This window comes from Cohnella kolymensis, from assembly GCF_000829465.1.
Taxonomy (GTDB): domain Bacteria; phylum Bacillota; class Bacilli; order Paenibacillales; family Paenibacillaceae; genus Cohnella; species Cohnella kolymensis.
Genome location: NZ_JXAL01000016.1, coordinates 365,740 through 386,081, shown reverse-complemented (window position 1 = coordinate 386,081; position 20,342 = coordinate 365,740). Strand labels below are relative to the sequence as shown.

At 51.3% G+C, this 20,342-nt stretch carries 17 protein-coding genes and 1 pseudogene; 4 read left to right on the top strand and 14 right to left on the bottom strand.

Annotated features, from left to right (window positions below):
• Positions 1-35: 35 nt before the first annotated feature.
• The 8 genes from SD71_RS11970 to SD71_RS22240 all read right to left on the bottom strand — a co-directional run bounded on the left by SD71_RS11970 (position 36) and on the right by SD71_RS22240 (position 8,504).
• Entirely contained in the window at positions 36-896 is an 861-nt protein-coding gene (locus SD71_RS11970) for an ABC transporter permease (RefSeq protein WP_052476192.1), read from the bottom strand.
• On the bottom strand, positions 897-1,709 hold the full coding sequence (locus SD71_RS11965) for an ABC transporter permease (protein WP_041063038.1): 813 nt from the start codon (positions 1,707-1,709) through the stop codon (positions 897-899).
• Positions 1,710-1,712: 3 nt separating this feature from the next.
• Positions 1,713-2,498: an ABC transporter ATP-binding protein gene (locus SD71_RS11960; RefSeq protein ID WP_041063034.1), complete on the bottom strand. Its 786-nt coding sequence runs from the start codon at positions 2,496-2,498 to the stop codon at positions 1,713-1,715.
• A gap of 436 nt (positions 2,499-2,934) precedes the next feature.
• Positions 2,935-3,393, bottom strand: coding sequence for a hypothetical protein (locus tag SD71_RS24445; RefSeq protein ID WP_200889594.1), 459 nt, complete (start codon positions 3,391-3,393; stop codon positions 2,935-2,937).
• A 107-nt stretch (positions 3,394-3,500) separates the two neighbouring features.
• Complete coding sequence (locus SD71_RS11950) at positions 3,501-4,103, bottom strand: hypothetical protein (RefSeq protein WP_041063031.1); 603 nt, start codon at positions 4,101-4,103, stop codon at positions 3,501-3,503.
• Between the two features lie 213 nt (positions 4,104-4,316).
• Entirely contained in the window at positions 4,317-6,137 is a 1,821-nt protein-coding gene (gene recQ, locus SD71_RS11945) for a DNA helicase RecQ (protein ID WP_041063028.1), read from the bottom strand.
• A gap of 12 nt (positions 6,138-6,149) precedes the next feature.
• Complete coding sequence (helD, locus tag SD71_RS11940; protein ID WP_326998740.1) at positions 6,150-8,141, bottom strand: RNA polymerase recycling motor HelD; 1,992 nt, start codon at positions 8,139-8,141, stop codon at positions 6,150-6,152.
• The gene (locus tag SD71_RS22240) at positions 8,142-8,504 is read right to left on the bottom strand and encodes a hypothetical protein (protein ID WP_052476190.1); all 363 of its coding nucleotides are present in this window, start codon (positions 8,502-8,504) and stop codon (positions 8,142-8,144) included.
• Positions 8,505-8,694: 190 nt separating this feature from the next.
• On the opposite strand from SD71_RS22240, the gene SD71_RS11935 reads away from it, so the two are divergent.
• The 3 genes and pseudogenes from SD71_RS11935 to SD71_RS11925 all read left to right on the top strand — a co-directional run bounded on the left by SD71_RS11935 (position 8,695) and on the right by SD71_RS11925 (position 13,413).
• Entirely contained in the window at positions 8,695-10,089 is a 1,395-nt protein-coding gene (locus tag SD71_RS11935; protein ID WP_041063025.1) for a SpoVR family protein, read from the top strand.
• Between the two features lie 58 nt (positions 10,090-10,147).
• Entirely contained in the window at positions 10,148-11,044 is an 897-nt protein-coding gene (locus tag SD71_RS11930) for an SDR family oxidoreductase (protein ID WP_041063022.1), read from the top strand.
• A gap of 240 nt (positions 11,045-11,284) precedes the next feature.
• A pseudogene (locus SD71_RS11925) lies at positions 11,285-13,413 on the top strand (ATP-dependent Clp protease ATP-binding subunit).
• 58 nt (positions 13,414-13,471) lie between these two features.
• Here SD71_RS11925 and SD71_RS11920 read toward each other — a convergent pair.
• The 5 genes from SD71_RS11920 to SD71_RS11905 form a co-directional block, all read right to left on the bottom strand.
• Positions 13,472-14,818 carry an MATE family efflux transporter gene (locus SD71_RS11920; RefSeq protein WP_041063019.1) on the bottom strand — a complete coding sequence of 449 codons (1,347 nt, stop codon included), beginning with the start codon at positions 14,816-14,818 and terminating at the stop codon, positions 13,472-13,474.
• Positions 14,819-14,947: 129 nt separating this feature from the next.
• A complete protein-coding gene (locus tag SD71_RS11915) occupies positions 14,948-15,337 on the bottom strand; it encodes a LytTR family transcriptional regulator DNA-binding domain-containing protein (protein ID WP_052476189.1) in 390 nt (129 codons plus the stop codon).
• 30 nt (positions 15,338-15,367) lie between these two features.
• Entirely contained in the window at positions 15,368-15,499 is a 132-nt protein-coding gene (locus SD71_RS23065) for a cyclic lactone autoinducer peptide (protein ID WP_082034201.1), read from the bottom strand.
• Complete coding sequence (locus SD71_RS11910) at positions 15,486-16,037, bottom strand: accessory gene regulator ArgB-like protein (protein ID WP_082034200.1); 552 nt, start codon at positions 16,035-16,037, stop codon at positions 15,486-15,488. The genes SD71_RS23065 and SD71_RS11910 overlap by 14 nt, the downstream gene beginning before the upstream one ends.
• Positions 16,021-16,683 carry a hypothetical protein gene (locus SD71_RS11905; protein WP_041063015.1) on the bottom strand — a complete coding sequence of 221 codons (663 nt, stop codon included), beginning with the start codon at positions 16,681-16,683 and terminating at the stop codon, positions 16,021-16,023. The genes SD71_RS11910 and SD71_RS11905 overlap by 17 nt, the downstream gene beginning before the upstream one ends.
• Before the next feature lie 452 nt (positions 16,684-17,135).
• Between SD71_RS11905 and SD71_RS11895 the strand changes: the two genes are divergently transcribed.
• The gene (locus SD71_RS11895; RefSeq protein ID WP_041063011.1) at positions 17,136-18,377 is read left to right on the top strand and encodes a sensor histidine kinase; all 1,242 of its coding nucleotides are present in this window, start codon (positions 17,136-17,138) and stop codon (positions 18,375-18,377) included.
• Here SD71_RS11895 and SD71_RS11890 read toward each other — a convergent pair.
• On the bottom strand, positions 18,289-20,184 hold the full coding sequence (locus SD71_RS11890) for a PrkA family serine protein kinase (RefSeq protein ID WP_041063009.1): 1,896 nt from the start codon (positions 20,182-20,184) through the stop codon (positions 18,289-18,291). The two genes, SD71_RS11895 and SD71_RS11890, sit on opposite strands and share 89 nt — an antisense overlap.
• Between the last annotated feature and the right edge of the window lie 158 nt (positions 20,185-20,342).

The window sequence follows — 20,342 nt, the reverse complement described above, 5'->3', positions numbered from 1 at the left end:
TTTTCGAATCCATACATCAATGCAAGTAGGGCGGTTTAAGCCCTTTGCGATGGATGCCACTTAATGAACACCTTCTCCAACCGCTCGACGACCAGATAGAAAAGAACACCGGCGGCAGCAGCGATGACGATGCATGACCAGCCGAGAGGCATCTTGGCAACCTTGATAGAGTTGGAGAGCAGATATCCGAGCCCGCGGGAGGCAAAGAAAAACTCTCCCACGATCGCCCCGATCATGCTTGCGGTCGTATTTATTTTCAGTGCGGTAAAAACAAAAGGAAGGCTGCTGGTGATTCTCACATACCGGAAGACCTCAAATTTAGTAGCCGCGTAGGAATGCATGAGATCCAAAGCCAACGGATCGATCATCTTCATTCCCTTGTGAGCGTTGATGGCCATGGCAGCCATCGTTGTGAAAGCTACGATCGCAATTCTTGAGCCTATATCAGCTCCGAACCATAGATTCATGATTGGAGCTAAAGCCACGATCGGCACTGCATTTAAAGAAGCCACGATCATGACGCCGCCGGATCCCCATCTCGGCCAGATGGCGGCAATGAGGGCAACCGCAAAACCGAGCGCCGATCCGATCAGCATGCCGAGAACCGCCTCTGTCAGCGTATAGCCGGCATAATTGACGAGCAGATCAAAGTTCTTGACCAGTGTCGTTCCAATGGCTGAGGGCAAAGGAAGCTGATAGGTTTTTAAGTCGAAAATACGATGAAAAATCTGCAATTCCCATAGAACGAAAAACAGGACGCCCCCGGCCAACGGGAGCCAGATCCGGCTCGCTTTGCCGTCTCCGGCCTTTCTTTTCGCCTTTTGTGACGCAGTTATCGTTTGATGTGTAACCGGGTCCTCTTGTGTTGCGACCTGCGCAGCCAAAGGTCCATCCATCTACCGGCCGCCTCCTTTGGAACGGAATTCGGGCTGCCAAGGTGCGGCAAGTCTCTCAATCCAGCCTATAATCAAATAGCTGAGCACTCCCAGCAAGGCGCCGACGATAACCGTTGACCAGAACATGTAAGTATGAGAGGGCCCATAGTACAAGTTGCGCAGCATGATCACGCCGATCCCGTGCTGCGCGCCCATCAGCTCCACCAGGATAGCTCCGGTCACCGCGAGAGGCGCCGCAATTTTGAGCCCGCTGAACAGACCCGGAAGCGATGCCGGAAATCGAAGCTTCCAATAGATCGTCCACGGCTTGGCGGCATAGGAATGCATCAGCTCGAGGGCGTAGGGATGCGCGCTTCGCAATCCCCGCAGCATATTCAAAGAGACGGGAAAAAAGGTGATATACGCGGCAATGATGATCCGTGCGGCTTGTTCATCCCGGACGATACCATACACGATCGGGGCGAGCCCCAGGATCGGAACCATCTGTGACGCGACCGCATACGGAAAGGCAAGCCGCTCCATCCACTTCGATGCGCTCATGAGCACGGCCAGCGATGCACCCGCCGCAGCACCGAGCGCAAACCCGAGCGCAGCGTTCGTTAACGTGACCCATCCTTCGTTCGCAAGTGTATTTCCGTATTGGCCGAACGTTGATACGATTTCATGTATGTAAGGAAGCTTGGATTGCGCCATCGGCACCTGCAGCACTTCAAGCAGGAGCCAGGAGGCAATCTCCCAAAGAGCGATCAAGGCAACCGCCCACAAGAAGGCCGGCAGGAAACGGAGGCGAGACAGACCGCTGAGCTCGTTCATCTCCTACACCCCTTCGAAGCTGTCCCGGATTTGCGCAATAAGCCGGAAGAAGGCTTCGCTGTTACGCATTTCTTTCGTTCTCGGACGAGGAAGGGAGATTTCCGCGACTGCCGATAGCCGGCCGGGATGGGGTGAAAGAACGAATACCCGGTCGGACAAAAAAACGGCTTCCGATATGTTATGCGTAACGAACACGATCGTATTGCCGACCTTGCTCCAGATCGACAGCAGCTCTTCGTTCAACCGCTCTCGCGAGAATTCATCAAGCGCGGAAAAGGGTTCGTCCATGAGCAATATTTCAGGCTCCATCGCTAAAGCCCGTGCAATGGCGACGCGCTGCTGCATGCCTCCGCTGAGCTGCCAAGGGTACTGATCGGCGAACTTCTGCAAGCCGACCAATTCCAGAAGCTCCATGGCCCTGGCCTCACGTTCGGATTTTTTGACGCCTTTGAGCTCGAGAGGCAGCGTGATGTTTTGTTTAACTTTCCGCCAATCGTATAAAACGGGGTTTTGAAAAACGATGCCGTACCGTTGGGCTAATCTCGCTTCCTTGGCCGACTTGCCGGCAACTTCGATTCGCCCGCCGGTTGGCTGGATGAGATCCGCCATAATACGCAGAAGCGTTGTCTTGCCGCAGCCGGAAGGCCCGAGCAGGGAAACGAATTCGCCCTTCGCGATGCTCAAGCTGACATCCTGAAGCGCCAACACATCGGAGAATGCCGCTGGATATTGCATGCTGATTTGTTCGAGCTCAATTTCTGGAACCAATGCTGCCGTCGATTCGGTCATATTCATTCTCCCTTCGCTGATCGTTGCTCGCCGCTTAGAGCTAAACAGGTTATATAATATTACTTTTAATTGGTAATTCAGAACTTTTTATGAGCAGCAGATATGGTGTAGTAAACACTCGACTATTATTTGGTCCACTCTTGTTTATATAGATGAAAAATGAAACTATGGAATAAAATTCCTATAAGGAAATGCATAAAAGATCAGAGTGTGTTCTGATTTCTGATTTCAAGTGGTTTACGTTTAGTTGTATGTTCGGCGTTAAGCGCAGGGTAAGGGGTCTTCCAGTGTTGATATTATTCGTGCGGTTAGTTTGAAAGGTTAGCTGAAGGGGAACGAAGATGTATTGTGATTGAAGTGCTGATGCGGTTGCGATAAGTGCTCGATTGAACCGATCACCTCTTGCTCTCAGGTTTTGTGAAGGGGGGCGCGTATGTCAGGAAATGGATATTGATGTTAAATTCGACATCTCCATTGTCTGTTCCTTCCGGCGCAATAAAGAATTCAAATCTTTCGTGCTTTCTCGAATTTGCGGAGCATGGGCGGTGTCCGGCAAATAATCGTTCCCAAGCGCATTTTCATTGTTAGTGTGTACAATTTGCAAAATCTCGACCGATTTTACAACCTCGACGATGACGGTATCCTTGACGACGAAGCGAACAATGGCCAGAGCTGTATCATCGAATGTATCGTACAATCTTCCGGCGCTCCTGCATCCGCGCGGAACGCTGAACGAGCTGTTGGCCACGTATCCCACTTTGCCGATCGGCGGAATCTCCGCGCGAATCGCTTCATCATCGTGCGGGTTACCGCGGTCTTTGACCAATTGCATAACAAGTCCTATTTTAAAAAAAATCGCTGCCGTAGTAATGGTTCGTTCCTGTAATCGCAACATACACCGGGTTGTCCATCCTGTTTTCCTCCTCATAAAAAACCGTTCTGCCGTGTTTATTCAACAATGACAGAACGGTTTGACAGGTGGCGGTCAGCGAATGCGTGTTCCTATTTGGATTTCGGCTTTCTTTTCTCACGATTTTGGGTATCGGCACGGATCAAGCTGTTCATGCCCGTCTTAAATTCTTCGTCTGTCCGCGGTGTATCAATCTTGGAATCCGGGAATCGAATGCCGTGCAGCTCCCAATTATTTGTAGCTTCGTTATGTTTAAAACCCTGGGACACCAAATACTTGCGTCTGTCGTCCTTGTATTCCCGCTGCTCCGGTTGAGGCTTCTGCATTGGCGGCTCCGGCGTCACGGGTGTCGGCTCCTCATGCGCCTCGGCTTTCAGCTCCTTGGTCAAAGGCTTCTTCTCTTTTTTACCTGCCAGCCACCCGAGGTCATAGCGCATTCTGGGATTTATCACATAATAAGACTTGCCCTTTATATTCTCTTTACTTATTTCGTCGGACAGCTCTTTGCGTTTCTTGAACCCATCGATAATTCGTCTAATCTGCTGCTTCTCGATATCAACCGGAACCACTTCGTTTCCCGGCATGAACACGTCGCACATGACCTGCGTGAACATAAAGTCACCCAATGCTGAATCATAATAATTGCTGAAGCTGACATTTATTTCTTTGTTATCAACCTTAATCGTCTGGTTCAAGTTGATCCTCCTTAAGATAAGCGGAACAGATAGCCTGCGTTTCTAGTAATACCCTCAATAGCTCAATCTTAGCAGGATAAAGCTGAGAGCGATACAGTGAGGCGACGAATGTCACGGAAATAACGGAACTGAGTTCCGCTAATGACTTAGAATCAACCAATCAGCTCTCGTAAAATGGCAATAGCGGAACTGAGTTCCGCTATTGTCAGCCGATCAATGTGAATATTGGCGTATGAGTTCGAGAAAATCGCGTCCGTACTTGGCAAACTTGGCTTCTCCGATTCCTTTGACGGCTCGCATGGCCTGCTCCGTCTGAGGCATGATGCTGCACATCTCGCGAAGAGTGGAGTCGTGGAAAATAACGAAAGGCGGCAAACTCTCCGCATCGGCGATTGTTTTCCGTAGCCGGCGGAGCGCATCGAACAGCTCTTGTTTTGCGACAGGAGCACTCGAACCGCGAGAGCCGGCGGAGGACGTCCGTCCGCCACGTACTGCCGCCGGATGAACAGGTTCTACCCGGCGATACACGCGTTCCTCATCCTGCATCACTTGCCGTACACGTTCGGTTAACTGCACGACCGGATATTGGCTGTCGGTCATACGTAAATATCCGTCGGCCACCAATGCGTGAATGAGCTGCACGACTTCCTTCTCCGGTTTGCCCTTCATCCGCCCATAGTAGAGTGAACGGTCGAATCCGAAATCGCGGACCTTCGCATCGTTTGCACCCCGCAGCACTTTTGCCGTCAACGTCACTCCGAATCGCTGGCGCATCGCCGCAATACAAGCAAAAACAAGCTTGGCTTCATCGGTGACATCAAGCAACTCGCGTTCATCGGTGCAATTGGCGCACATCCCGCACGGTTCGCCGTCCTCCTCGCCGAAGTAACGCACGATCGTTCGCTGCAGACAGTCACCGGTATGCGCGTACTGAACCATATCGTTCAACAGTCGGTAATCGTTCTTCTTGCGGTCTTCATCGGCTTCGCTTTGTTCGATAAAGAACTTCTGTGTGACGACATCTTGCGGCGAGAACAGAAGCACACACTCTCCGGGTTCGCCGTCCCGTCCCGCACGGCCGGCTTCCTGATAATAAGCCTCGAGGTTTTTCGGCATGTTGTTGTGAATGACGAAGCGGACGTTGGACTTGTCGATGCCCATTCCGAAAGCGTTGGTCGCGACAACGATCTGAAGATCATCCCTCTGAAAAGCGTCCTGCGTCCGCGCGCGTTCTTCTTCGCTGAGTCCCGCATGGTACTTCCCCGCTTCTACTCCCAGGCCGCTGATGAAAGCATGAGTATTCTCAACCTCCCGCCGGGTCGATGCGTATATGATGCCCGCCTGGCCCGGATGCTCCCGAATAAATCGGGCGACATATTCACGCTTGTCCGCGTTGCGAACGACGTTAAGTGTGAGATTATCCCGGGCATAGCCGGTCGTGACGCGAACCGGAGCTTCCAGCCTCAGCCTCGCGGCGATATCATCCTTGACGATATCCGTGGCGGTCGCTGTGAAAGCGGCCATGACCGGCCGCGGATGAATTTCTTTCAGCAGCCGTACAATGGTCATATAACTTGGACGGAAATCATGCCCCCATTGCGACACGCAGTGCGCCTCATCGACCGCAATAAGCGGAATTTGAAGCCGGCGCACGAGCATGCGGAAGTTCTCTGATTCCAGCCTTTCGGGAGCGATATACAGAAGCTTGTATCGTCCGTCCGCGACGGCCCTCATTCTTTCATTCGTCTCTCTTGCCGAAAGCGAGCTGTTAATGAAAGTCGCAGGGATCCCCGACTGATTGAGGGCATCGACCTGATCCTTCATCAACGAAATGAGCGGCGAGACGACTAACGTAACCCCGGGCAGCAGCAGCGCGGGAATCTGATAGCAGACCGATTTGCCCGCTCCGGTCGGCATGATTCCGAGCACATCTTTGCCCTTGAGCAGAGCTTCGATCAAAGCTGCCTGGCCATTGCGGAAGCCGTCGTATCCGTAAAATGTTTTTAACGCTCTAAGCGCATCTCGTATTTCCATTGAACCTCCAATTTAATCCTCCGGGAGCCAGCGAGACGGTTCACCCGTATGATAAACGTGCAGCACATGCAAAGCGCGGGTGCACACGGTGTACAGCAGCTTGCGATCTTTTTCCTTGCCGTAACGGGAATCGGACGCATCCCAGACAAGAACCGCATCAAACTCGATGCCTTTCGCCAAGTAGGCAGGCAGGACAGACACGCCCTTGGGCAGCTCCGCCGAACCTCCCGTTACATGGGTGATCGGCACCTCGTCCGGAAGCTGCTCCTTGAGCATAGCCGCAGCATTGCCGCTTTCGTGAGCCGTCTTCGTGATGACCCCGATCGTGCCGTAGCCCTGCTCCATCAGCCGGCTGATATCCACGGCTATTTTTGCCCCCAGCTGAGCTCCATCTTTGCATGCAACGACAAAGGGAGCTTCACCTTGGCGATGGAAAGGCCTGATGCCCTCCGCATCTTCAGGTGTCAGAATCTGCTTGGTAAACTCTACGATCGGTTCCGTAGAGCGATAGCTTGTCGTCAAGCGCCATACCGCCGTGTCTTCCGCAGGCATCAAGCGGGTCCAGCCGCCAAAACCGCCGTTGTCCTGAGATTGAAGATAGATCGCTTGATTGAAGTCTCCGAGCACGGTCATTCGCGCCCGAGGGTAGCGGCGCCGCAGGAACGCCGCTTGAAACGGCGAATAATCCTGGGCTTCATCGACAAACACGTGTAGAATTTCCCCCTCCACGCGCCGGAAGCCCTCTAAAGCTTCCGATACATACATGAGAGGTGTCGCATCTTCATGATCGACCTGTTTGCGTCCCATTGTTTCTTCCAGACGCTGAGACATCCACTCCCAACCCGCCGGAAGCTTGCCATCAGGAGAACAGGCCGTAAACAGCGAGCGGCTTTGAAACAGCTCTCTATAGGTAGCCACAGCATCGAGAAAACGATAGCCTCTAACCGCCTTCATAAGCGGAGCGATCGCTTCCTCGGCAACTCGCCGCTTCAGCCTATCCGTCATTTTCTCCTCGTCGTCGAACGCCTCATCGTGAAAGCCGCCGCTGCGCCGTACATCAACATAAGCCCGTTGGATTTCCTCGCCATCCACAAGCTCTGCTGCATCGGCGACCCAATCCTCATCCATCTGGGCTTCCACCCATGTATTCAGCCGTTCCACGAGCCACCGCCGCAGCGCCGCTGCCCGCACGCCAAAGCCTTCGGAGGCGCGAACGCTGTAGAACCGCTCCGACATTTCCGCCGCCGATACGATCGTTTCACTGCGAAAACGCAGCGGGCGAAAACGGATCCCGTCCGTCTCCAGCTTTTTGAGATAAGCTTCCACCGTTATAAAAAAGTGCTCCGAGCCTTTGTAACGAACAGACTGCTCGCGGCCGGCGCCTTGCGCTGTCGCGTCGGCCGCCGACAGTGCTTCCGTCTGCGAGAATAAATCCTCCACTTGGAATCTGCGGCCGAGCCTCGCCTCAATAATCTCGCGGAACGTCATCTGGCGCATGTTGGCTTCACCCAAATCCGGAAGCACCCGGGACACATAACCTTTGAACACCGGATTCGGTGAAAATAGAATAATCTGATCCGGCGACAAACTTTGGCGATACCGGTAAAGCAAATAGGCGATCCTCTGCAAAGCCGCTGAGGTTTTACCGCTCCCCGCAGCCCCCTGTACCACAAGCAAGCGATGCTTTTCATCCCTTATGATCTGGTTCTGTTCCTTCTGGATCGTTGCGACAATGCTTTTCATGGCAGTATCCGAGCCTTCCGATAACACGGCCTGCAGAATCTCGTCGCCCACCGTCTCGGACGTATCGAATACATGCTTCATCTGCCCGCCCCGGATGACAAACTGCCGCTTGAGCGTCAATTCCCCTTCGTTCTCGCCGTCGGGCGTCGTATAAGAAGCCGGTCCAGGCTCGTGATCGTAGAAAAGGCTTGATACCGGAGCTCTCCAATCGTATACATAAAAGGTCTCGCCATCCTCGCCCACCAGAGATGCGCGTCCTATTTAAATTACCTCGTTCCCGCGGCCTTTTTCCGTGAAATCAATCCGTGCAAAGTAAGGAGAATCGAACTGCTTGGTCAGCCTCTCTACCGTCTCCGAAGCGACGCGATGGCTGCGTTCCCGCTCCGCAAGCAGTTCAGCCTGCTGCATAATGCTGCGCCAGGTTTCGCTCACCTCCGACGAATCGGAGAAATTGAGCCGGACGTCATCCCAGAATTCCTGCCTGATGCCGACTACATCTTCACGCCTTTCTCCGAGTAAAGACAGCTCTTTGCGCATCCGGCGGCTTACCTGTTCCAGCACCTCGCGCAGCCGTTTCTCTTCCTCTTCCCGAAGCCTCGACTCCGGCGTCGATTCTTGAGTCACCGTTCCCGTTCACTCCTTAGTGAAACCATCATTGTATCCTCTGTTGTATCATGCTCATTGTGCAAGCGCAAGCGTCAGACCCCTTAGCTTATTCCCTTTTCCAATATAAAAAACCCCATACACTTCCCGCCTGCTCCAACATATACATAAGGTGGTGAAATCTCTGTTTACGGAGGGGGCTTGACTGTGTATGCCGCGTGAAGAAGAACAACGGGAGCTTGAGCATGCCATAGCGGAAATTACGGAAGTCGCAAAAGGCTTCGGACTCGACTTTTACCCGATGCGCTACGAAATCTGCCCGTCGGACATTATTTACACCTTCGGCGCTTATGGTATGCCGACCCGCTTCAGCCATTGGAGCTTCGGAAAAACCTTCAATAGAATGAAGATGCAGTATGACTTGGGGCTGAGCAAAATATACGAGCTGGTCATCAACTCGAACCCCTGTTACGCTTTCCTGCTGGACGGCAATTCCCTCATTCAGAACAAGCTGATCGTGGCACACGTACTCGCGCACTGCGATTTTTTCAAAAATAACGCGCGCTTCTCGATCTCCAACCGGAATATGGTCGAAACGATGTCGGCGGCGGCGGAACGAATCAGCCAATATGAAATGGAGTATGGAACAAGCGAAGTGGAACGCTTCCTGGATGCGGTCATGGCGATACAGGAGCATGTCGATCCCGCGATCCACAAGCCATACGGGCTGGACAAAAAGCATTACATGGAGCTTATGAAAAGGCGGCAAAAGGAAAAGGAAGGCGACAGCCATACCGCTCGTTCTCCCTACGAGGATCTATGGGAGCTGGAGAAGCCGGATACCGGCCATGGCCCTGAGCCCGCCGCCGGCCGCAAGTTTCCTTTGCAGCCTGAGAAAGATCTGATGTGGTTCATTCAGGAATTTTCGCCGGTACTGGAAGACTGGCAGCGGGACATCATGAGCATGCTGCGCGAAGAGATGTTATATTTCTGGCCTCAGCTCGAGACGAAAATCATGAACGAAGGCTGGGCCTCTTATTGGCATCAGCGGATCATGCGGGAGCTTCCTCTGACCAGCGAAGAGACGATCGAATACGCCAAGCTGAATTCCGCCGTCGTGCAGCCGTCGAGACATTCCATTAATCCCTATTACTTGGGAGTGAAAATTTTCGAGGATATCGAAAAGAGATTCGGGCGGGAACGGATTTTTGAGGTGCGTGAGCTGGACTCGGACCAATCCTTTCTGCGCAACTACTTGACCAAGGAATTGACGGATGAGCTGGATTTGTACATTTTCGAGAAGAAGGGACCTGAGTGGCAGATTACCGATAAAGCATGGGAAAATGTTCGGGATCAGCTCGTGTTTTCCCGCGTGAACGGCGGCTATCCGTGCCTCGAAATTACAGACGGCGATTGGCAGCGCAGCGGCGAACTTTATGTCACCCACCGGTTCGAGGGTATGGAGCTTGATTTGAAATATGTGGAGCGCACGCTTCCTTACCTGGTGCAGCTGTGGGGCAAAACGGTGCACCTGGAAACGACCACTGATGATAAAAGAATGCTTTTTAGCTGCGACGGTAAAAAAACCGCCCGCAAAGCTGTGTAACTGAAGGCTCATATGTTTAACCTATTCTATAAAGAAAGACGAAAGGAGAGGTTAAACGATGAGCAACTCGCACACAAATGATCCTGTAGGAGGGACGCCCGAGCGCCCCGGTTCTTTTCCCGAGCAGCATCAGAACCGGCAGCCGGGCTTGGAAACGAAGATGACTCCGCGGCCTGAGTCGGAATCTCCTGCCTATCTGCCTGCCGGCAAGCTGAAGGGCAAAGCGGCCATCGTCACCGGCGGAGACAGCGGCATAGGCAAATCCGTCAGCATTGCGTACGCCAAAGAAGGCGCGGACGTTGCGGTCGTTTATTTGAACGAGGATGCGGACGCGCAGGAAACGAAAAAACAGATAGAAGCCGAAGGCCGCAAATGCCTGCTCATCGCCGGCGATATCGGCGATCCGGAGTTCTGCAAGAAAGTCGTCGATCAGACGCTCAGCGCGTTCGGGCGTCTGGATATCCTGGTCAATAATGCCGCCGAGCAGCATCCGAAGCCGAGAATCGAAGACATTACGCCGGAACAGTTGGAAAGAACTTTCCGCACGAACATTTTCTCGATGTTCTATCTTACTTCCGCCGCTATGCCGCATCTCAAGTCCGGCTCGGCAATCGTGAACACGGCTTCTGTAACGGCATACCGGGGCAGCCCGCAGCTGCTCGATTACTCTTCTACCAAGGGCGCGATCGTGTCTTTCACCCGTTCCCTGGCGCTTAACGTGATCGAGCAAGGAATTCGTGTCAATGCGGTAGCGCCGGGGCCGATCTGGACGCCGCTCATTCCTTCCACGTTCGATGCGGACACGGTGGCCAAATTCGGTTCGAACTCCCCTATGAAACGTGCAGGGCAGCCTGACGAGCTGGCTCCCGCCTATGTATACTTGGCGAGTGACGATTCGTCGTATATGGCGGGTCAGGTGCTGCACGTGAACGGCGGGGAAGTCGTCAACGGATAACCTGTTCGACTATCATGAAGGCGGCTCGCCGGCTATGGCTGAGCCGCCTTTTTGTGCAATGATTTAGCAGTAAAGCGTGCCGCCGTGCATGCTCTTGCACAATTCATTAAAATTTACTATAATAAAAGTCAAAGTTAGTCAAAGTCAAAATGAACAAATGTATTTGTAGAGATCACATGCAGCCTTCGTTTATATACACGCAGCACTGTCAGTCATTTTAACGGAGAGGGGTAAGACGCTATGCATTGTCAAAAATGTAATATTCAAGAGGCCGCCATTTGGCTTAATCTGCAAGTCAATCAGAAATCCGAAAAACTTTACTTGTGCAAAGATTGTTATGCAAAGATGCGGAGCGGCGCACCGTTCCCAGCGGCAATCGGTTCTCATTCCAACATGCCGTCCTTTGAAGACTTCTTTAAAGGATTCATGCAGCCGTCGGAACAGCAGGCACCGCAAGCTTCCGCCGAAGCGGCGGGTAAAAGAGGCGGTATCCTGGATCAGTTGGGCCGGAATCTGAACGATGCGGCCAAAGCAGGTATGATTGATGCGGTAATCGGCCGGGAACAAGAAATCGAGCGTGTCATCGAGATTCTGAACCGGCGCAACAAGAACAACCCTGTGCTGATCGGGGAACCCGGCGTCGGCAAGACCGCGATCGCGGAAGGCTTGGCACTGCGAATCACGGAGGGTAAAGTTCCTTCCAAGCTTCTGAATAAAGAGGTGTATTCCCTCGATGTCGCTTCTCTGGTCGCGGGCACCGGCATTCGCGGTCAATTCGAGGAAAAAATGAAGCAGTTGATCGCCGAATTGCAGCAGCGCAAAAACGTGATTTTGTTCATCGATGAAATCCACTTGCTGGTCGGTGCAGGTTCCGCTGAGGGATCCATGGATGCCGGTAATATCCTGAAGCCCGCTCTTGCTCGCGGCGAAATTCAGGTAGTCGGCGCCACCACGCTGAAGGAATATCGTAAAATTGAAAAAGACGCCGCGTTGGAACGCAGGCTGCAGCCGGTCACTGTCGAAGAGCCTACAGTGGCAGAGGCCGTTGAAATATTGAAAGGGCTTCGGGCTAAATATGAAGAGTTTCACCAGGTGCAATACCCTGACGAAACGATCCGGGCCTGCGTGCAGCTGTCCCATCGTTATATCCAGGATCGTTTCCTGCCCGATAAAGCGATCGACCTTCTAGACGAAGCCGGCGCGAAACTCAATCTCCGGGCATCCGAAGGAAACGGCGGAGAGCTTCGCGCACGTCTGGAAAAAATTAAAGCGGACAAAGAGCTCGCTACCCGCGAAGAAAATTATGAACGCGCAGCGCAGCTACGCGATGAAGAGAACGAACTGCTTAAACAGCTGGACGGGAATGCGGGGGTGAATCCTGTTGAAGTTCGGGTTCAGCACATTCAAGAGATCATCGAGCGGAAGACAGGCATTCCTGTCGGTAAACTGCAGCAAGACGAGCAGGCCAAAATGAAAAACCTGGCCGAACAGCTTGCCGCGAAGGTTATCGGTCAATCGGAGGCCGTCGAGAAAGTGGCGAAAGCGATCCGCCGCAGCCGCGCAGGTCTGCAGCAGAAAAATAAACCGATCGCTTCCTCCTGTTCCTCGGACCTACCGGTGTCGGGAAAACCGAATTGTCCAAATCACTGGCGGAGGAACTGTTCGGGAACAGCGAAGCGATGGTGCGTTTGGATATGAGCGAATATATGGAACGTCACTCCGTGTCCAAATTGATCGGCTCTCCTCCGGGATATGTCGGTCATGACGAGGCAGGGCAATTGACCGAACGCGTTCGCCGCAATCCTTACAGCATCATCTTGCTGGATGAAATCGAGAAAGCTCATCCCGATGTCCAGAATATGTTCCTGCAGGTGCTCGACGACGGACGCCTTACCGACAGTCAGGGACGTACGGTGAGCTTCAAAGACACCGTCATCATTATGACTTCGAACGCCGGCACCGCGGAAAAGAAAATTACCGTAGGCTTTTCCGCCGAAGGGTCTAAAGCAAGCTCCATTATGGATTCGCTCGGTTCCTACTTTCGGCCGGAGTTTCTTAACCGTTTCGATGCCATCATTCCATTCGATTCACTGGGAGAAAACCATCTCATTAATATCGTGGACAAAATGCTGATGGAAGTCGAAAGTAATTTGCACGAACAAGGCATTACACTGATCGTAACGGACGAAGCAAAGAAAAAGCTTTCCGAGCTCGGATATCATCCGACATTCGGAGCAAGGCCGCTCCGCCGTGTGATCCAGCAATATATCGAGGATGGAATCACAGATCTTATTCTGGATTTGGAGCATGTGGAACGAATCCGGATCGACGTTCAAGACGATACGATTAAGGTCGACAAAGTCGCATAATGTGTATATCCGCCAACGACCTGCCCGTACTTACGGACAGGTCGTTTTTTTGCACCATTCAGACCCCCGCTTCCTTCACCCGAACGGCGTTGAAGTCCGTGCGATAGTAGCGGAACATGACGGACAAGCCTAACACAACAAGGAATGAATATAACGACAGCCATGCGCCAAGACTGCCCCAATCGAGCACGATAACGAACAGATAGCTTGAAGGCACGAACACGCACCAGCTGAGTACAAGGGAAGCGCGCATAAGGAACGTCGTATCGCCTATCCCCCTAAGTCCTCCGGCGTAGATATTATAGAAACCGTCAAAGATTTGCAGATACGCGGATACCTGGATGAGGAAAGCTGCAAGTTCATATACCGCCGGATCGTCACTGTATAACCTTGCGATCGGCTCCGCCCAGACCAATTCAATCGTACCCAGGACAATGAGGAATATTGCGCCCAGAATCGCCACATCCGTTCCCGCTCTTCGAGCGAGATCAGGCCTTTTGTGTCCGATTTCCTGTCCCACGATAATTGTCGCCGTCGCTCCGAACGCGAACGCCGGCATGAATCCGAATGACATGACGCTGAGGGCCACCTCATTCGCCGCCACCGCGAATTCGCCAAGCGTAAACACGAATATCGTAAAAATGTACATAGATACGCTCATTGAGAATTCCTGCAAGCCCAGCTTCCCGCTCTCTTTCCCGATCAGGCCCAGCTCTTTCCAGTTCATTGCCGGAATGTTCCTCGTTCCGAATCGACGATGCATCAGCCCCCAGAACACGACGGCACACAGCAGAAGACCTGCCGCTTCTCCGATCAGGATGGCCCAGCCGGCGCCGATGAGCCCTAAGTCCGGAAGCCCCCAGTGCCCGTAAGTGAGCGCATAAGTCAAGGCCACGATCAGCACATTGTTGATGATGGATATGATCATGGAAATTCGCGTATCTCCGACCCCGCGGAAAAAACCATGAAAAGCGAAATTGATCATGCTGAACGACATCGCGTAAAAACGCATTTCCAAATACGCATCGCCCGCCGCAAGCACGTTGCCGCTTGCCCCTGTGACGCGTAAGATCGCGCCGCTAGCCAGCCATCCGGCCAAGGCGATGAACAGAGCAACTCCAACGCTCACCACGAGGGCAAGATACGTTCTCTGCATGCCTTTGCGCATGTCGTTCCCACCGTAATTTTGGGCGACCAGGTAATTCACCGAGTGGCCGACTCCGGAAAATGCGGCGAAAACGTTATACATAATGATATTAGAAACACCCACCACAACAATGGCCGTAGGCCCGAGGTCGCCCACCAGAATCAGGTTAATGTTACCCGTCACCGTTTGCGTCGCGAATGCGAATAGCGAGGGCAGAGCTAAAAGAAGAATAGCATACCAATTTTTAAGTATTGTCATGTTGAAGAATCGCCCTTCGCTAAGTAGGATTCTCCCATTCTCCCGCAGCGGACATAGAAGTGTCAATGTGTGAAAAATAAAAACCAAGCCTCGGCGGCTTGGCAGATGATCCCTTGTAAGCTGAGCTGTTCACTTCTTCCACAACAAAGACGGTTTGGGAAACGTGTTATACTGCGGCTTGTCCTCTTTGGCCAAATGCTCTACCTTGCTCTTGTTGGCTTCAGAAACGGTGGCAAACTGGCTGTCTTTGCTCCAAGGATTCTCGAAATAAACCTTGCGAGCTTTAGGATCATAAGCCTGAACGTGATTCATGTTCACTAGATTAGTACGGTCCAACCGTTCGAATCCGAGATCCTTAAAAACGATAAGGAGCTCGTCCAGCGTTGTGGGGTAGAAATACATGCAGTCCTTCGTATGGAACTCCGGACCATCGCTTGTCGGCTTAATCGCGATCAGATCATTCAAATTCACTATGCATGAATTCCCGTCACGATCGAGCAAACGAATTTGTTCCGACATGTTTTCATCCCCTCCTTGCGAAGCTGTGAATTACGCTTGTTTCTTCAATTCACTTGGAGTTTCAGGACGATAAAGGACCCAATAAGATGCTGTGCTGACAAACACGACTGCGCATAACGCCAATAACTTTGAAACAATAGCAGCTGCTTTACTCGTTTTCATTGGTGCCCACCTCCTTTCTTTTAATATAGATGAGAGTGACAGACTGTGCAAATAATGCCAAAGTGATTACGGGATTTAGCCAGAAGTAGTTTATCACTACGATGACAACGGAGATCAGTTTAAACAAGGGAAAATACTTTTCCGAAACTTGAATATGTTCTTTAATGTTCGAAGGTGCGAAAATGGCCGTCAACGCCAAGCTGATGGTGTTAACGATCCAGTAAGAGTCGGATTGAAGTGGAATAAAAGGGATGGCAATGAAAATAATCGTTGAAAAAATAAAGCATGATAACGGAGTTTTGAAGTGGTATCCGCCTGAAACGAAACGTAAAGCCATAAAGCTGACGGCTGCCAGGAATGTCGCTAAGAGCTTGCCGAGTAACAATCCGATTAGAAATGCCGCCGAGAAGGTGATGGCATTATGTAAGATTCCGATGAGAGCATATCTCATAACCTCCACGCTGGCCGTATCCTTCGGATTCGCTTCTTTCAGCTTCACGGCAATGCGTGTGGCGAGCGCTTCAATCATTCGTTTCATCCCTTCTCAATGTCATATAAACGTGTATAACGAGAGTCAGCATAAGAACGGATGCGATCAGCAAATATGGCGGGTTGTCGCTTTTCAGCAGTGTTAGATTGGAAAACAGAGTGACGACGAACGCAATCAGGATGTAAACGATAAACCCTTTGTTTTTGCCGGTCAGCGAGTTCTTGGAAAACCGGCTGCGGGCCTCGATAAAGCTGAAGCCCCCTTTGAAGAAATAAGTCAAAAAGCTTAGGATCGATATCATGATAAAGGAACATGTCTGGAGGATATACGCAGTGGAAGTCGCAGCTTCCAATGTCTCCAGTACAATCAAACCGACATGTGAGGCCGCCGCAATGATGCAGGTCTGTACCAATCCGAACGCGATGTATCCTGTAAGAACCATGATGATGGAATTCGTCACGCTTACTTTCAGTGCGACCTGGATATAAATCAAAAATATTAAGTTTTGAATGAGAGGAGAGATCGCACCCAGGTCATTATTGATGAATGAATAAGAAACAAATGAAAGTAATATTGAAATCAGGATGATTTTGGAGATGTTTTCCCTTAAGGAGAAACGAAATTGTACCAGAACAAACAGAAAGGAACCAAAGTATTCTAGAGAAGAAAAGAAAATAAATTGGAATAAGCTCATCTGAAGGTGTTCTCCTCTGTGACGACGACACTGGTGAATTATACAAATATTTTATCATTATTCTCAGAAAACGCATCAAAAAATTTAATGCTATATATAATTGCTCAACCCGACTATAATTAATGGTATCAAATAACGATTATAAAGTTCATTTATACCACTTCATCCAAAAGAGGTTTCAGCATTGGATACTTTGCCGGACATTCTGAAACTGCATATCCTGGTATCTCTCCCGCAAACGTATATCTATCTGCTGTTTGTCTTTTCCTTTCTTCAACGGCAACCTAAGCGTCTATACGCTCAGCTTGCCGTATTTACATTTGCGCACGCCATCTATACCGATCTCTTAATGCTGTTTCTTCCTTCCTATCTGCACCTGATTAATTCACACTGCGCTGCTTGCGTTGTTTTTTATTCTGTTTAAAGATCTAAATACGAAGCAAAAATTATATATGTATGTTTTCAGCAATGTGTTCGCTATGGTCATGGATCTGATCAGTCTTGCTTTTGCCATATTTATACTGGGGGTTCAGAATCGGGAGAGTCTCATCGGCGAGCATCTCTATGAGGCCCTCGGCGTCTTGTACCCTCAACTGCTGATCATATTGGCCGCTTCATGGTTCATACGGAAACGCAACGTTTTTTCCGCGAAGCAGCTGTTCGTTTTAGTGATGGAAGGCGAACGAAGTGCCCTGACCAAAGTCATTGTGCTCATGATTTCGCAATTTGTGCTGCTTGCCGGGTTGATTATTATCCAGTACAGCAGCGATCAACATAAGCCGCTTATCGTCTCTATCGTTATATTCATGATAATAATCGTAAGCTTGTATGCCTTGGCCCTCACCCTTAGGCTGCTGATTCGCACCCGGGAGCAGGCGGTGCTCGCTACCCAAGAGGTGTACGTGGACGATATCAACGACATGTTTACTTCAATCCGCGGACAGCGCCATGATTTTCTCAACCATGTGCAGGTTATTCACACGATGGCCCAGATGGGCAAAACGGAACAGTTGAAGTCTTATGTCGGCGAGCTGGTAAAAGAAACCCGGGACGTGAGCGAAATTGTGCATCATTCGTCGCCTGCCTTGGCTGCGTTCGTTCAAGCGAAGCTGACCGTCGCGCTCGGCAAAGGAATCGTTTTTACTTATGAACTCCCGGATAACTGGAACGTGCAGCAATCCTCCGTCCGTATTATCGATATCGTGAAAATTATGGGAAATCTCGTCGATAACGCTTTTGACGAGGCGCTTCTCCTTCCTCCCGATCAGAGAAAGGTGCACGCGTCCATGCAGCTGCAAGATAACAGCATACTGCTAGAAGTTGTCAATGAAGGGCGGGGGCTGGATGACAAGGAAAAAGAAAAGATTTTCATTTCCGGTTATTCCACCAAAGGTGAAGGACATTCCGGTCTAGGACTGGCTATCGTCATGGAGCGGATCCGGCATTACCGCGGAGAGATCGCCGTGGAGAGTTCGGACGACGGAACAACCTCGTTCCGCATCAATCTGCCTCTTCGGGAACCGGTGTGCTCCCCGCGTCGCGTAAATAAAAAAACACCCTATACACTTGGGAGACCCAGGTGCAGGGTGGCGAGGAGGCTTAAGTTTACCGGTTTAGCAAGCTTCCCACATACCGCATCAGCTCGTTGGCGCAAACCGGGCAATAACCGTGCTCGTCGATCAAGCGCTTCGTGACCTCGTTGATGCGCTTTAACTGATTCTCATCCGGCGTTTTGGTCGATGTTGTGATCTTCACGATATCTTTCAAATCGGTAAACAGCTTTTTCTCTATGGCTTCGCGCAGGCGCTCGTGCGTGCTGTAGTCGAATTTTTTGCCTTTGCGCGAATACGCGGATATACGGATGAGAATCTCCTCCCGGAACGCTTTCTTCGCATTTTCCGAGATTCCGATCTGCTCCTCGATCGACCGCATTAACCGCTCATCGGGATCCATTTCTTCGCCTGTCAGCGGATCCTTGATCTTAGCCCAGTTGCAATAGGCTTCGATATTGTCCAGGTAATTCTCGAACAATGTGCGGGCGGACTCTTCAAAAGAATAAACGAACGCCTTCTGCACTTCTTTCTTGGCGAGATTATCGTATTCCTTGCGGGCAACGGATATGAAGTTCAAATATCTTTCGCGCTCTTCCCTGGTAATCGAGGGATGCTGGTCGAGGCCGTCCTTCATCGCACGGAGCACATCTAGAGCGTTGATACACGGCAAATCATGCTTGATCAGCGCGCTGGAAATCCGGTTGATGACATACCTCGGGTCGATGCCCGACATGCCTTCTTCCACATACTCGTTCTGCATTTCCTTCAAATCCGCTTCCTTGTAGCCTTCTACCTCTTCCCCGTCGTACATTCGCATTTTTTTGACGAGATCCATGCCCTGCTTCTTCGATTCCTTCAATCTGGTGAGGATGGAGAAAATGGCGGCGGCGCGCAAAGCATGAGGGGCAATATGAACGTGGCTCATATCGGACTGCCCGATCAGCTTCACGTAAATCTTCTCTTCTTCCGTTACCTTCAGGTTATAGGGGATCGGCATGACGATCATACGCGATTGCAGCGCTTCGTTTTTCTTGTTCGCAATGAACGCTTTGTACTCCGATTCGTTCGTATGGGCGACGATGAGCTCGTCGGCGCTTATAAGAGCAAAGCGTCCTGCTTTGAAGTTGCCCTCCTGCGTGAGGGAAAGCAGATTCCATAGAAACTTCTCGTCGCATTTGAGCATTTCCTGGAATTCCATTAGTCCCCGGTTGGCTTTATTCAGTTCGCCGTCAAAGCGGTAAGCTCTCGGATCCGATTCCGAACCGAATTCCGTTATCGTGGAAAAGTCGATGCTCCCCGTCAAATCGGCGATGTCCTGGGATTTCGGATCCGAAGGGCTGAACGTGCCGATCCCGATCCGGTTTTCCTCCGATATGAGCACCCTCTCCACCGGAACCTTTTCGATGTCGCCGTCGAATTCCGTTCTTAGTCTCATTTGGCATGAAGGACAGAGATTTCCCTCGATCCGCACCCCCAGCTCCTGCTCAACCTCAACGCGAAGCTCGTTCGGGATAAGATGGAGCGGCTCCTCATGCATCGGGCAGCCTTTGATCGCGTAAATGGCTCCTCTGTCGGTACGGGAGTATTGCTCCAATCCCTTCTTCAGAAGCGTCACGATCGTCGATTTACCGCCGCTCACCGGACCCATCAGGAGCAAGATTCTTTTGCGCACATCGAGCCGCCGCGCGGCAGAATGAAAATATTCCTCCACCAGCTTCTCCATCGTACGGTCGAGCCCGAAAATTTCAGAATTGAAAAACGTATATTTTTTATTGCCGCCCTTCTCCTCCACACCTTGAGAAACGATCATGTCGTAAACCCGGGCATGCGCCGTCATCGCTGGAGTATTGTTACCACGAAGCAAATCAATATATTCACCGAACGTCCCCGACCAGTTCAGCTTCTCACTCTCGGCCCGATAATCCGCGATCCGTTTGAAGATATCCATGCCGTTTCCTCCTCGCCCTCTTTCTCTAGCCATCATAGGAACGTACTACATAACTATGCGCAGGGATAAGCGAAGTTGCCCAATATCACGGTTGAAAACTCGCCGTGCATGCTATAATGTCGATAGCGTCAGCTTTACGTCAGATGGGGGAGAATCCG

Coding starts and splice junctions, on each gene's coding strand:
- SD71_RS11970 (WP_052476192.1), bottom strand. CDS start 896: ATGGATGGACCTTTGGCTGCGCAGGTCGCAACACAAGAGGACCCGGTT.
- SD71_RS11965 (WP_041063038.1), bottom strand. CDS start 1,709: ATGAACGAGCTCAGCGGTCTGTCTCGCCTCCGTTTCCTGCCGGCCTTC.
- SD71_RS11960 (WP_041063034.1), bottom strand. CDS start 2,498: ATGACCGAATCGACGGCAGCATTGGTTCCAGAAATTGAGCTCGAACAA.
- SD71_RS24445 (WP_200889594.1), bottom strand. CDS start 3,393: ATGTTGCGATTACAGGAACGAACCATTACTACGGCAGCGATTTTTTTT.
- recQ (WP_041063028.1), bottom strand. CDS start 6,137: ATGGAAATACGAGATGCGCTTAGAGCGTTAAAAACATTTTACGGATAC.
- SD71_RS11935 (WP_041063025.1), top strand. CDS start 8,695: ATGCCGCGTGAAGAAGAACAACGGGAGCTTGAGCATGCCATAGCGGAA.
- SD71_RS11930 (WP_041063022.1), top strand. CDS start 10,148: ATGAGCAACTCGCACACAAATGATCCTGTAGGAGGGACGCCCGAGCGC.
- SD71_RS11920 (WP_041063019.1), bottom strand. CDS start 14,818: ATGACAATACTTAAAAATTGGTATGCTATTCTTCTTTTAGCTCTGCCC.
- SD71_RS11915 (WP_052476189.1), bottom strand. CDS start 15,337: ATGTCGGAACAAATTCGTTTGCTCGATCGTGACGGGAATTCATGCATA.
- SD71_RS23065 (WP_082034201.1), bottom strand. CDS start 15,499: ATGAAAACGAGTAAAGCAGCTGCTATTGTTTCAAAGTTATTGGCGTTA.
- SD71_RS11910 (WP_082034200.1), bottom strand. CDS start 16,037: ATGAAACGAATGATTGAAGCGCTCGCCACACGCATTGCCGTGAAGCTG.
- SD71_RS11905 (WP_041063015.1), bottom strand. CDS start 16,683: ATGAGCTTATTCCAATTTATTTTCTTTTCTTCTCTAGAATACTTTGGT.
- SD71_RS11895 (WP_041063011.1), top strand. CDS start 17,136: ATGTATGTTTTCAGCAATGTGTTCGCTATGGTCATGGATCTGATCAGT.
- SD71_RS11890 (WP_041063009.1), bottom strand. CDS start 20,184: ATGGATATCTTCAAACGGATCGCGGATTATCGGGCCGAGAGTGAGAAG.